10 protein-coding genes are annotated in these 12,284 nt (G+C 72.7%); 3 read left to right on the top strand and 7 right to left on the bottom strand.

Annotated features, from left to right (window positions below; all coding sequences use genetic code 11):
* Positions 1–6: 6 nt before the first annotated feature.
* The 3 genes from OO47_RS35110 to OO47_RS17260 form a co-directional block, all read right to left on the bottom strand.
* Complete coding sequence (locus OO47_RS35110; RefSeq protein WP_078489704.1) at positions 7–708, bottom strand: class F sortase; 702 nt, start codon at positions 706–708, stop codon at positions 7–9.
* A 100-nt stretch (positions 709–808) separates the two neighbouring features.
* A complete protein-coding gene (locus OO47_RS17265; protein ID WP_030217640.1) occupies positions 809–1,648 on the bottom strand; it encodes a DUF4397 domain-containing protein in 840 nt (279 codons plus the stop codon).
* Between the two features lie 365 nt (positions 1,649–2,013).
* Complete coding sequence (locus OO47_RS17260; protein ID WP_051716192.1) at positions 2,014–4,116, bottom strand: glycosyltransferase family 4 protein; 2,103 nt, start codon at positions 4,114–4,116, stop codon at positions 2,014–2,016.
* Between the two features lie 233 nt (positions 4,117–4,349).
* On the opposite strand from OO47_RS17260, the gene OO47_RS36235 reads away from it, so the two are divergent.
* Complete coding sequence (locus OO47_RS36235) at positions 4,350–5,711, top strand: glycosyltransferase (RefSeq protein ID WP_234323213.1); 1,362 nt, start codon at positions 4,350–4,352, stop codon at positions 5,709–5,711.
* A 210-nt stretch (positions 5,712–5,921) separates the two neighbouring features.
* Positions 5,922–6,221, top strand: a complete 300-nt coding sequence (locus OO47_RS17250; protein WP_030217631.1) for a hypothetical protein — start codon at positions 5,922–5,924, stop codon at positions 6,219–6,221.
* Between the two features lie 114 nt (positions 6,222–6,335).
* On the opposite strand, the gene OO47_RS17245 is transcribed toward OO47_RS17250, so the two are convergent.
* From OO47_RS17245 to OO47_RS37285, 4 genes are all read right to left on the bottom strand, one after another.
* Positions 6,336–7,796, bottom strand: coding sequence for a SulP family inorganic anion transporter (locus tag OO47_RS17245; RefSeq protein WP_030217628.1), 1,461 nt, complete (start codon positions 7,794–7,796; stop codon positions 6,336–6,338).
* Positions 7,797–7,813: 17 nt separating this feature from the next.
* On the bottom strand, positions 7,814–8,395 hold the full coding sequence (locus OO47_RS17240; protein WP_030217625.1) for a carbonic anhydrase: 582 nt from the start codon (positions 8,393–8,395) through the stop codon (positions 7,814–7,816).
* 932 nt (positions 8,396–9,327) lie between these two features.
* Entirely contained in the window at positions 9,328–10,671 is a 1,344-nt protein-coding gene (locus OO47_RS17230; RefSeq protein ID WP_030217618.1) for an APC family permease, read from the bottom strand.
* 441 nt (positions 10,672–11,112) lie between these two features.
* Positions 11,113–11,478 carry a hypothetical protein gene (locus tag OO47_RS37285; protein ID WP_199812308.1) on the bottom strand — a complete coding sequence of 122 codons (366 nt, stop codon included), beginning with the start codon at positions 11,476–11,478 and terminating at the stop codon, positions 11,113–11,115.
* 255 nt (positions 11,479–11,733) lie between these two features.
* On the opposite strand from OO47_RS37285, the gene OO47_RS17220 reads away from it, so the two are divergent.
* Positions 11,734–12,270: a hypothetical protein gene (locus OO47_RS17220; RefSeq protein ID WP_030217616.1), complete on the top strand. Its 537-nt coding sequence runs from the start codon at positions 11,734–11,736 to the stop codon at positions 12,268–12,270.
* The last annotated feature ends 14 nt before the right edge of the window (positions 12,271–12,284 follow it).

Raw genomic sequence — 12,284 nt, 5'->3', positions numbered from 1 at the left:
CAGCTGTCATTCGGATGCCTCCACTGCTGTGACGACCAGGTTGTTCTGGTATCCGCCGTTGTCGGGCAGGTAGGGACCGGCGCAGGTGATCAGCGTCAGCACGGGGGGTCCGCCGCGGCGGAACGCACCCGATCCGGCCAGGTCCTCCTTGCCCACGGTCCGCCGGGCGACGACCCTGTAGGCGACGGCGCTCCCGTCCCGGCGCGCGATCACCACGCGGTCGCCCCGGCGGACTTCGTTCAGGCCGTTCAGAACGCCCAGGCCGCGTCCTTCGGCGTCGACGTGGCCGACGACGACGGAGGACCCCTCGGGAGAGCCGGGCTCCGGCGAGAAGCGGTACCACCCGACACGGTCGGGGTCCGGCGGTACCTCCGTCAGGCCGTCGTCGTCCACTCCCACCGGATCGACGGGAGCGCGCAGGCCCAGCCGGGGGACGGACAGTTCCTCCGGCGGCGAGGGGTCCGCCGGGCCGGAGGGGCCGGAGTCCGCAGGTGCGGTGCTCGGCCACGACGGCGGTGAGTCCCGCGCCGGCGCCGCACGGGTGGGGTCGGACGACGACGGCTCCGTCGTCGGCACCGTGCCGAAGTCGGCGGCTCGTGTGGGGTGTCCGCGCAGCGCGACAAAGGCGAACACGCCGCACAGGACGGCCCCGACCAGCAGGGCGGCGACTCCGAGGATCGTGCGGTGTCCTGTCCGCTGCGGACTCATCACGGTCGGCCTTTCCGGCACGAGGATGCTCCGGGTGTGCCCGGCCCGGTGGACGGGACGGGCACACCCGGAGATCCGTCTGGGTGTCGTGTGCTCGCCGTCAGGCGGCGTCGTCGCGACGGCGCAGCAGGTAACCACCGGCGCCGAGGGCGAGGACCGCACCCGCGGCGAGGGCGCCCAAGGCCGCGTCGCTGGTCCCGCTCGCGGCCTGGCCCGTTCCGCCTGCGGGAACGCCGCCCGGTGCGGAGTGCATGCCGGTGATGGTCTGGGTCTTCAGCGCGAGGTTCTTGTCCGCGGCGCTGCCCCACGCGTAGACGATCGTGTTGCTGCCCTCGGCCAGGTCCAGCTTGGCCGGGCCGATCGCCACGGTGTCGGTACCGGCGAGGACGACGTCGGCGTTCACCGTGCCGGCCGCCACCTCGGCCTCGGCCTCCTTGGGGTTCTCCAGTCCCTTGAACACCGGGGTGCCACCGGCCCGGACGTCGACGGCGGGGGCGGCCGCGACGTGCCGGACGGTGAGCCTGGCCTTGCCGGCCGGCACCTTGGAAGTGTCGTTGACGAAGGCGTCGAGCGTCGGCTTGCCGTCGGCCGTCAGGTGCGCGACCAGCGTCGCGTTCGCCCCGGCCGGCACCTCGACGGTCTTCTGGATCGCCGGAGTTCCCTTGGGGCCCTCCCCGTCCTTGAAGACCTTGATGTCGTAAGAACCCGCGTCCAGCTTGAGCGGGTCGGTGAGCGTGCCCGGCTTGAAGTCGGGCAGCAGTTCCTTGTCCCCGGCGAACACGTCCACGGTCAGGCCCGGCACGGCGTGCAGCACCGAGACGGTGGCCTGCTCCACCTCGGCCTGGGACTGGGACTGGGCGAACGCGGGAGCACCGGCGGTGACGGACAGTGCGACGGCGACACCGGTTGCCAGGGCCGCGCCTGCGGTGCGAGCAGTCATGGTGATCCTCTCCTTCAAAGTCCGACAAGGTTTCGAACTCCTTGTGGAAATGGGTTCCGTCGCCGTGGACCGATCGGTTTCACCGGATACTTGAAATCTTTACCTCGTCTTGATGGACGCCTGTGAGGGCGACTTCGGGGTCCTCGGAGCACCACGCGTGTCCGGGGACGCAGGCCTTCCGGTCCGACCGCGCCTCGCGGCCCCCGGCGCGAGGACGGGGGCGACGACCCGGATCAGGTGCTCCGCCGTGCTCCACGGCCGGTGAGGGCACCTCTCCGGGTTCACCGCCCCTCCCTCGTACTACCGCGCAGTACGGGTGTCGCGCCGGAGGATCCGGGCGCGCTTGCGAGCGGGTCTCCTCACGCTCACGAAGGGATGCGTACGCGAGGGGCACCGATCGCGGGTCCGCCGTCGCTCGACCGGCGCTCCCGGTCCGTCACGTCCGCGTAGTGTTCGGCCATCACGCGAGCCATCGCCACGGACGAGTACGTGGTCCGGACGAGGCGCCGTGCGCGAGAGGTCATCACGGCGGCCTCCTCGTCGCCGATCCGCAGCAGACGCTTCAGTCCGTCGCCGAGGCTTCGCGAGGTGGACGTGTCGAGCAGCAGCCCGTTGTCCCCGTCGGTGAGGTAGTGCGGGACGCCGCCCCTGACGGGGCCGGCCGTGACCAGTCCGGCCTCCATGGCCTCCAGGACGGCGAGGCCGAACTCCTCCTTCGCGCTGGAGCAGACGTACCGGGCGCGGAAAGGCCGTGCCGGGTCGGCCAGAGCCCGTTCGAGAAGCCGCACCTCCGCGTTGGGGAGGGCCGGCAGCAGGAGCAGCCGTCGACGGGCCTCGGGGCAGGCGGCGACGGCCCGCTCGATCCGTTCGCGCATCGAGCGCTCCACGGAGTCCCCCGTCCGCGGACTGCCGCCGACGATCACGAGGATCGAGTCGCGGTGGCAACCCGACTCCGTCCAGGCACGGACCAGGACGTCCTGCTGTTTGACCGGATGAAGGCGGCCGACGTTCAGCAGCACCATGGGTGCGGGGTCCCCGCAGGAGCTCGCCACCGCGTCGACCGCGCCGAGGAGCAGCTCGCGGCGCCGTTCCCGGTCGGGCGGCGGCTGATAGGGGGCGACGCCCTCCGGTGGCGCGCCGGGCGCCGTGCCGTCGGTCCGTTCCGCGAGCTGCGGGAAGTGGCTCAGCAGCTCGTTCGTCCCGCCGGTGCGTCCGGCGATGCCCACGACCCGGTCGGCCCGCTCGACCAGGCGGTCGGCGAGGAAGACCCGGTGCAGGTCGTGGCGCACGTGGGCGGGGTTCGCGCCGGAGGTGTCGTGCCGCTCGCTCATCTGGCGGTGGGGGTCGGGCGTGGCGGTGAAGACGAGGGCCGCGCCGACCCTTCGGGCGGCTTCCGCCAGGGCGAGGGAGCCGTCATCGGCGTAACGGACGTGCAGGACGTCGATCGGGTGCCGCAGCGACCCCAGCAGTTCGGCGGCCCACCAGGCCAGTGCTTCCCGGTGCCGGCCCATTTCCTCGGGGCCCACCGGGCGGTCGCTGTCCAGGGGGAGCCTGAGGATCCAGTGTCCCCGGCCCCGGCGGTGCAGCAGGACCGGATCCTCCTCCAGTTCCGGACGGCAGGCCGTGACCAGCGTGATGGCGGCGGCGATGCCGTCGGTGCCGGCGAGGGCGTCGCCGAGTGAGCCGAGAAGGACGCTCAGGCCTCCGCTGAGCCCCTCCCCCGGGCTGTCGAAACGGCCCATGAGCATGGACTGGGCGACGAACAGGCCGGGGCGGACCCCTTCGATTCCGGCTCCCGTGAGCGGTCGCCGCCCCAGGGCCTCCAGCAGTACGCGCTCATAGGCGTCGGTGGGGCCGTGTCCCCCGGCCCCGGGGAGCCGCCCGCGGCCGTACGCCGCGAGGAGGCGCCAGGCGGCATGCCTGACCCGCCGGTCGTCCCCCTCCGCGAACCGGAGGACTTCCGCGGGCGGCAGGGGGCGCAGGCCCGTGGCGGCTGCCATGTCGAGCAGGAAGGCCACCGCGTCCGGGTCCTCCGTCGCGCGCAGCCCGGAGCGTACGGCGGCGGTGGTCCACTCGGCCCCGTAACGGCGTGCGGTGGCCGGCCAGCTTTCGAACAGCACGGCCCGCGTGAAATCGCTTCCGGCCGGCAGCCGCACGCATTCGTCGGGATCGGGCACCTGCCCCGCCCGGACCCGGTGCCTGATCCTCGCCAGGGCCGTGTCACGGGCCGTGGCCCCGTCGGTACGGGCCCGCGCCCGGTGGTCGAGGTGGTACTCGGCCGCGAGCAGTTCTCTCAGCAGGCTGGACGACGACGGATCGTGCTCGTGCGGGCCGTGCGACCTCCTTCCGCCGCGCAGACGGTTCCAGTAGGCCGTCCTGGCCTCGACGAACGGATCGCGCTCCCTCCGCCCTTTCCTCGGGGTGCGGAGGCTGTCTCGCGCGGCGGCGACGGACGGAAAGTGTTCCACGGGGGCTCCTCACCGAAGGCTCTCTGCCTGCGGTGTTTCGCCGGCGGGGTGGCACGCGGATGCACAGCGCGTCGCGGCGGGGCCCGGGGTCGGGGAGACCCGTACGGGACCGGGACCCGGCGCGGCCACCGGCCGGCGATCCCCCTTTCCCGCGCATCCGCCGCGCCCTCCGGAGACGAAGACACGGCATGATCTCGCCACGTCACACCCGCGCGGCAGGACGTCCCCCGCGCGTGGTGGTCGTCAGTCCCCCGTTCCACTCGCACGCCCAGCCCCTGTCGGTGCTCGCGGGAGCCCTCGAGAGGGCCGGTGCCCGGGTCCGCTTCGCCAGCGCGCCGTCCTTCGCCCCGATGGCCGAGGGGGCCGGCGTCGGCTTCGTGCCGTTGACGGTGACGAGGAACGCGAACACCGGTGTCGCGCGGAGCACGCGACAGGGTGCGCGGGAGGCGGAGCGCCTGGAGGAGTTCCTCGGCTCGACCCGGAGGGGAGCGGTCGCCGCTCTGCTCGCACAGGCGCGTCACCGCGGCGAGGACCTGCTGTCGGATCCGGAGAGGGTGATGGCCGAGCTGAGGGCCCTGCACGAACGGCTGGCTCCCGACTGGTACGTGGTCGACCAGCTGAGCTATCCGGTGACGCTGGCGCTGCACTGCCTGGGGCTGCCCTTCGCCACGTTCTGTCCCGGGCACCCGACCTACGTGCCCCACCGGCCCGACGCGTTCTTCGGGGTCCCCTACGCCTGGCCGCGGGCGGTCCGTCCCGCGGCGGGGGCGCTGGCGGAGCTGCGGCGCGCGGCCAGGGCCAACGACACGGCCTTCACCGAACGGTTCGCGGAGGTCGCACGAGCGCACGGCGCCTCGGTCGATCCGCCGGGCCGAGCGTTCGCCCTCACCTCTTGTCGTGCCGTGGTGTTCAACTACCCGCGGTTCCCCTGGCTTCCGGAACACGCTTCGACCGGGGCCGAGTTCCTGTACGGGGGCCATTGCGTTCCCGCCGCGGAACCGGATCCGGGCGAGGAGTGGGAGGCTGTCGTCCACCGCCTGAGGTCGGCGGCCCGCCGGGTGGTGCTGATCGCTCTGGGGACCTTCCTGTCGGCCCGCAGCGACGTGCTGGACCTCCTGGTGCGAAGCGTCCTCTCCGGTGTTCCGGACGCGGCGGTGGTGGTCGCGGCCGGTGACAGCGCTCCGGCCCTCGCCCGTCTGTCGGGTCCGAGGGTGCACGTCGCCCGTGTCGTTCCGCAGCGGTGGCTGCTGCGCCGGGTCGACGTCATGGTGCACCACGGCGGGAACAACTCCTTCACGGAGTGCGTGGCGTCGGGGACCCCCGCCTTGGTCCTCCCCTTCTCCAGTGACCAGTTCTCGATCGCGCACGACGCCGAGCGGGCCCGGTTGGCCACGTGCCTCGACCCCTCCCGCCTGGATCCCGGGGAGGTGGGCCGGGCCGTGCGCGAGTTGCTCTCCCGCCCTCCCGAAGGGATGTCGCGGTGGACGGGAGAACTGCGGGGCCTCGGGCCGGACTGGATCGCCGGCCGACTTCTGCGTGCCATGAGACGACGGGACGACGTCGGCGAACCCCTTTCGTCCTGCGCGGGAGGATGAAGCGGGCCGGTCGGTCGCCCTGCCGGCGTCCGCATCCCTCGTGACGGGGCGCGTCACCGCCGACGTCGGCTGTCGCCCCCTCGACCCCGGCGGCGTCCCGCTCAGGGGTCGGCTGGCCCGAGGGCGGAAGCGGAGAGACGCTGGTAAGAGGGCTTCGGGCACGCCCCGTACGCCCGGACCGGGGGCGCCGGAGCCGGGAAGGCGGTTGCCATGCGCATGTTGTTGAAGGTTCAGATGGACACGCAGACGTCCAACGAAGCCATCAGGCAGGGGACACTGGAAGGGACGCTGGGCAAGGCGATGTCGGTGATCCGGCCGGAGGCCGCCTACTTCACCACCGAGAACGGCTGCCGGACGGCTTACATATTTTGCGACCTGGCGGAGTCCGCCGACATGCCGAAGACCGCGGAACCCTTCTTCCTGGAGTTGGGCGCCAAGGTTTCCTACACGCCGGTGATGAACAGGGAGGATCTGGCGAAAGGTCTGGGAGCGATGGAAACCGCCCGCTGAACGGGAGTGCGCAGACGGCGGGCGGCGGGCCCCGGGGCTCCGGACCGCCGGTCGCGGGGCTGTCTGAGCCCGGCGACCTCTGACGACCGGGGGCGGGGCCCGCCGTCCGCCGGCTCAGGCCGCGGTGGTGAGCTTCACCGGTTCGGTGCCGGTCGCACTGTGCCGTTCGGCCCAGCTCTCCAGTGCCGTACGGCAGGCGTGGTCGAGGTGGTGCAGTCCCGACAGGTCGAGCTCGACCGGGCGGTCCTGCGGGAGGGACTCCAGCGTGTCGAGGATCTTCGGCAGGCGGAGGAACGTGGCGTTGCCCGTCAGGTGCGCCTCGACCGGGCCCGCGCCCTTGTCGACGACTTCCAGTTTGACGTGCGAGGCCTCCCAGGCGGTCTTGACGACTGCCAGGGCCAGACCGATCAGGACGCCCTCGAACATGTTGACCACGACGATGGCGGCGGCCGTGACCACCAGGATCGCCGCCTCGCCCCTGTGCTCCCGCCACAGCACGGCGACCTGGCGGAACGGGATCAGTTTCCAGCCCGCGTGGACGAGGATGCCGGCGAGCGCGGGCAGGGGGATCAGCGCCAGGACGAACGGGAACGCGGCGGCGAACAGCAGCAGCCACACACCGTGCAGGACCCGCGACGCCCTGGTCTTCGCACCGGCGTTGACGTTGGCCGAGCTGCGTACGATGACCGCGGTCATGGGCAGGGCGCCGAGCAGGCCGCAGATCGTGTTGCCCGTGCCCTGGGCGACCATCTCCTTGTCGTACTCGGTGCGCGGGCCGTCGTGCAGCCGGTCCACGGCCGCCGCACTGAACAGGCTCTCCGCCGAGGCGATCAGCGCGAACGCGATGATCGTGCCCCAGATGGCGGGACCGGCCAGTTCGCCGAAGGCCTCGGCGCCGGGCGGCTGGACGACACCGAGCAGGCCCTCCACCTCGACGGTGGCGACCGGCAGCCCGAGACCGAGGGTGACGGCCGTCGCCAGCACCACCGCGGCGAGGGCCCCGGGCACGGCCTGCATCCGCTCGGGCAGTCTCCTCCACAGCACGATGACGGCGATGGTGCCCGCGCCGATCGCGAGGGAGGCCAGGGCCTCGGCGCTCCCGAACGCGTCGGCGAACGCGCGGGGCAGACCCGTGATCTTCCCGAGGCCGGTCTCCGGAGCCTTCAGACCCGCCGCGGCGTAGATCTGCCCGGCGATGATCACCAGGCCGATGCCACAGAGCATGCCCTCGACGACGGAGACGGATATCGCCCTGAACCAGCGGCCGATGCGGAAGAACCCCATGGCGAGCTGGAGCAGGCCGGCGATCAGCACGATCACACCGAGCGTGCCCACCCCGAACTCGCTGACCGCCTCGAAGACGATCACGGTCAGGCCGGCGGCAGGTCCCGACACCTGGAGACTGCTGCCGCGCATGAGGCCGGTGACGATGCCGCCGACGATGCCGGTGACGAGTCCCAGCTCGGCCGGCACGCCGGAGGCGACCGCCACCCCCACGCAGAGGGGCACCGCGACGAGGAAGACGACGACGGAGGCGAGTAAGTCCTGTCGCAGATGGGGGAACTTGGACAGCATGGCGTTCACCTGTTCCCTCAGAGCGTCTCGAACGTGTCGGTGTCCGCGCGGTGTTCGCGCACGAGTCCGGTGTGGACCTCGTAGTACCAGCCGTGCAGGCGGAGTTCGCCGGCTTGCAGGCGTCGTCCGACGCAGGGGTAGGAGCGCAACCGCAGGAGCTGCGTCAGGACGTGGTTCTGCACGGCCTCGGCGACCGTCGGGTCGGTGGGGTCGGAGCACTCGGGTTCTTTCGCGGCGTGCGCGAGCCAGTCCCGTACGGCGGGAACCGAGTTCAGGTCGTCACCGCGCACCACGGCACCGACCGCACCGCAGTGGGAGTGGCCGCACACCACGATGTCCTGGACGCCGAGGACCTCCACGGCGTACTCGATGGTCGCCGCCTCTCCGGTGGGGGTGGTGGAGCCGTAGGGGGGAACGATGTTGCCGGCGGTGCGCAGTTCGAACAGCTCGCCGGGCCGAGCGCCCGTGATGAGGGCCGGTACGACCCGGGAGTCGGAGCAGGTGATGAACAGGACCTCGGGGGACTGGCCCGCGGCGAGGCCGGCGAACTCCTCGGGTCGCTGTCCGAAGGTGCGCGCGTTGTCGATGAGGGGCTGCATGGTGTGGTGATTCCTCCTGGCGCGCCGTGACGGCACGTCGGGCTTGCATGACGGAGATGTGGGGGGCCGTTCCGCCCGGTCAGCGGCGGAACATCCGGAGTGGGGCCTCGTAGGGGGCCCCGGATCTGCTCGACGCGCGGACGTGCACGGCGCCGGGTGCGGCGTGGCCGGGTCCGGTCACCCGTCCTCCGTTCGGGATCTCCGACGAACGACGGGCCGGAAGCGTCGAGGTCCCGCCGTGCGGCGCCGGACCGGACGGGGTGGTCCCGGCTCGGCTGCCGACGGCGGGGTGACCAGGGGCGTGGGCGTGCGTGAGGGAAGCCGCGACGGCGAGGAACGGGGACGCGGGCGACGGGACGGCACGGAACGCCGATGTGCTCCGGGTCGTCGTGGCTCGCAGCACGTTCTTCCCTTCCGGCAGGCTCACACCTATGGATCAGACAAAGAGATGCCCAATCAATGGTCAAGAAAACCATAGGCGAGTAAAGTCGCACGCGGGGTCAACCGCACGTGTCGGCCGGGAAAGAGCCCAGAAAGTGAGGGCCGTTTGGCCGGATCCGCGTCCGTACCCGTGTGTCGTGAGCCGCTCGTCGGTCCCTCGTCCCGTCGATCACGCGGCCACCGGTCGCCCCGTGGGCGTCGCCTCTCTTTCCGCGGGAGGCACCGTCCTGGAGGCGCCCGCGTCCCGGGCCGCGCCGCACCCGGGGCGTCCCCTCCGGGTCCGGCGGCATCACGTCGAGCGGCATCGCGTCCAGCAGCAGGTCGTGCCGCCCCTCTCGGAGGAGTTCGAGCCCGGTCAGCCCGTGGGCGGCGACGAGCACGCGGTGGTCGTGACGTTCCGGACCGTCGCGACGGACCGCCGGATCAGCCCGTCGTCCTCGACGAGCAGGACCGTCACGGGTGGTGACGCGGGCGCCGGACCTCTCGTGTCCTCACCCGGTCGTCCGGGCCTTCACGTCGTCCGCCTCCGGGCGGCGGCGCCGCTTGGCCGCGACCACGGCGAGGACCACCGCCAGGGCGAGGACCGCCGAGCCGCGCAGCCACACCTCGGCCTCGATCTGGGTGGCGAGCAGCACGCACGAGGCGGCGCCGAGGACGGGCAGCAGGGTCGGTGCACGGAAATGGCCGGGCTCACCCGGGTCGGAGCGCAGCACGAGAACGGCCGTGTTGACGATCAGGAAGACCACCAGGAGCAGCAGCACCAGGGTGGACGCCAGAGTGGCGACGTTGCCGGTCAGGGCCAGCAGCAGGGCGGGAGCGGTGGTGGCCGCGATCGCGGTCCAGGGTGTGCGGCGGCCGGGCAGCACCCGGGTCAGGACGCCGGGCAGCAGCCCGTCGCGTGCCATCCCGTACGCCAGGCGCGAGGCCATGATGCCCGTGAGCAGTGCCCCGTTGGCGACGGCGACCAGGGCGATGGCGCTGAACAGCTTCGGGGGGACGCCGCCGGCTTCGCGGACGACCTCCAGGAGGGGGCCGCTGGAAGAGGCGAGGACATCGGTGGGCACGGCGGCCGAGGCGGCGACGCCGACCAGGACGTAGACGGCCCCGGCGGTGGCGAGCGCGCCGAACAGGGCGCGGGGGTAGGAGCGCCGGGGGTCCCGGGTCTCCTCGGCGACGTTCACCGAGGTCTCGAAGCCGACGAAGGAGTAGAAGGCCAGGACGGATCCGCTCAGCACGGCCGCCGCCACGCCCTTCTCGGACGTGCCCAGCTGGACGAGACGTGCCGGGTCGCCCTCTCCGCGCAGCAGCAGGACGGCGCCGAGCACCACGACGACCACCAGACCGCCGACCTCGACCAGGGTGGCGACGGTGTTGGCGCGGGTGGACTCCTTGATGCCCCGGGCGTTGACCAGGGCCAGCAGGACGAGGAAGAGCACGGCGACCAGTGCGACGGGCAGGGTGACGAAGGCACCGAGGTAGTCGCCGGCGAAGCCACGGGCGAGCGCGGCGACCGAGACGATGCCGGCCGCCAGCATGCAGAATCCGGCGACGAACCCCACCGCCGGGCCGAAAGCCCGGGTCGCGTAGTGGGAGGCACCGCCCGCCCGGGGGAACTTCGTCGCCAGTTCCGCGTAGGAGGCGGCGGTCAGCATGGCCAGCACCAGCGCCACGAGGAGCGGGACCCACACCGCGCCCCCGGACGCGGCGGCGACCTGCCCCACCAGCACGTACACCCCGGCGCCCAGGACGTCGCCGAGGATGAAGAAGTAGAGCAAGGGAGTGGTCAGGGTGCGGCGCAGCCCGGACGGGGACGCACTGTCCGTTCCGGCGCTCACCGCAGGACCGTCACGACGTGGACGGCGGCGGCACGGCGCGGCCGTACCGCTTCCACTTCGCGGACGCCGCACCCGCCGGCCTGCTCGTTCTTCTCTCGCATCGTGTCCCGCTCTCCGGAAAGGGATGGTCGTTTCCACCGTCGCCCCTACCCCCTCCGGCCGGTGGCAGCGACTCTCCGGGGGAGGAATCGGCAAGGTGGTCGTCCAGGAGGCGAAGGCGCCGGCTTCCGAGGTCCGGGTGCGGATCCCGAAGCTCCTCTCGCCGGGCGTTCCCGGCGTGGCCACCGATCGGGAGCGCCGGTCAGGTCGGGGTGAGGATCGCAACGCACGAAGCCCCCGTGCCGTCGGGGGAGGTGTTCGGCGTCCGACCCGCCGGCCCGGGAGCCCGGTCGGTTTCCCGTCCTGCCGCACCCGGCCTCCCTCACGCCCCGGCCGGGTGGGTCACCGTGCTCGCCGTCCGCGAGGGCGACCGCCGCCGCAGGCTCCCGGCGCACCGTCGACCGGGCCCGGGTCGCGGCCCGGACACCGGTCGTGGGAGTGCTCGCCCGCGACCAGGACAGAGGTGACGCGGACCGGGAGCCCCTGCGCGGTGCGGGGCACCTCTTGGATGGTCCGGCGGGTGAAGCCGAGGGAGACGCCGGGAACGAAGGGGTACTCGGGCTCGGTCGTGTCGACGGTCCGGCCGCGCTCGGCCGCCCGCCGGAAGAGGTCCTCGGCGGGGGGGGCGAAGACGTCGGCGATGTACGTGTCGTGCGTGCCGTACTCGGTGCCGAACTCGCGGCGGCGTTCGTCGACGTCCGTCTTCATCGCCGGGTCCCACCGTCCCGCGCCGGTCAGCGCCTTCTGATCGGCGCGCCGCTCGGTCGGCTTGTGGCCCGATCCGGTGCCGGTCGTCTTGCGGTGATCTCCGTGTCGACGTCCGCTCGCTCGACTACCTCGCCCGGCGGGCCGGGGATCGTCCGGTCGGGTGTCCTCCGTCCGGACCGTTCGTGGGAGGGGCGGGGCCGGCGGGGGAAGGTGTGGTGGGGCATCCGCGCGCCACCGTCGTCGAGGAGTTCGCACATGGCCCGTACGCTCGCCCTGGTCCTGGTCGGCGCCACTGCGCTCGCCGTGGGGCCGGCCGCCGCCGGATCCGAGCCCGGCAGGGCGGCCGCGGACAAGGCGGTCGCCTATCGGGCGACCGCTCCGTACCAGCACCATGCGAACGGTGTGCGGGCCGGCTACAAGCCCGATCGGTACTGCGTCTTCGACCGGGCGGGCGGGACGGGCGCGCTCGGATACCCGCACTTCAACCACGCCCACGACAACTCGACGGACCCGGCCAAGCCCACCGCCCTCTTCTACGAGGACGACGGCAGGGGCGGCAAGCGGCTCGTCGGCGTGGAGTGGCTGGTCCACGACCGCGACCAGAACCCGAAGACGGACGACGACCGGCCGAGCATGTTCGGGGTGCCCTTCAAGGGCCCCCACCGCGGCAACTTCCCCGGGCAGCCCGTCCACTACGCCCTGCACCTCTGGCTGTGGAAGAAGAACCCCGAGGGCCAGTTCACCACGTACAACCCGGCGGTCACCTGCCTCCCGGGGACGACCCGTCCGTAACCGCGCGCGTCTTC

Origin of the sequence: Streptomyces bikiniensis (assembly GCF_000716625.1) — a bacterium.
Classification (GTDB): Bacteria; Actinomycetota; Actinomycetes; order Streptomycetales; family Streptomycetaceae; genus Streptomyces; species Streptomyces bikiniensis.
Note: the sequence above shows the minus strand (reverse complement) of the source record. Positions and strands in the feature narration are given on the sequence as shown.

Coding starts and splice junctions, on each gene's coding strand:
- OO47_RS37285 (WP_199812308.1), bottom strand. CDS start 11,478: ATGAAGACGGACGTCGACGAACGCCGCCGCGAGTTCGGCACCGAGTAC.
- OO47_RS17240 (WP_030217625.1), bottom strand. CDS start 8,395: ATGCAGCCCCTCATCGACAACGCGCGCACCTTCGGACAGCGACCCGAG.
- OO47_RS17245 (WP_030217628.1), bottom strand. CDS start 7,796: ATGCTGTCCAAGTTCCCCCATCTGCGACAGGACTTACTCGCCTCCGTC.
- OO47_RS17220 (WP_030217616.1), top strand. CDS start 11,734: ATGGCCCGTACGCTCGCCCTGGTCCTGGTCGGCGCCACTGCGCTCGCC.
- OO47_RS17265 (WP_030217640.1), bottom strand. CDS start 1,648: ATGACTGCTCGCACCGCAGGCGCGGCCCTGGCAACCGGTGTCGCCGTC.
- OO47_RS35110 (WP_078489704.1), bottom strand. CDS start 708: ATGAGTCCGCAGCGGACAGGACACCGCACGATCCTCGGAGTCGCCGCC.
- OO47_RS17250 (WP_030217631.1), top strand. CDS start 5,922: ATGCGCATGTTGTTGAAGGTTCAGATGGACACGCAGACGTCCAACGAA.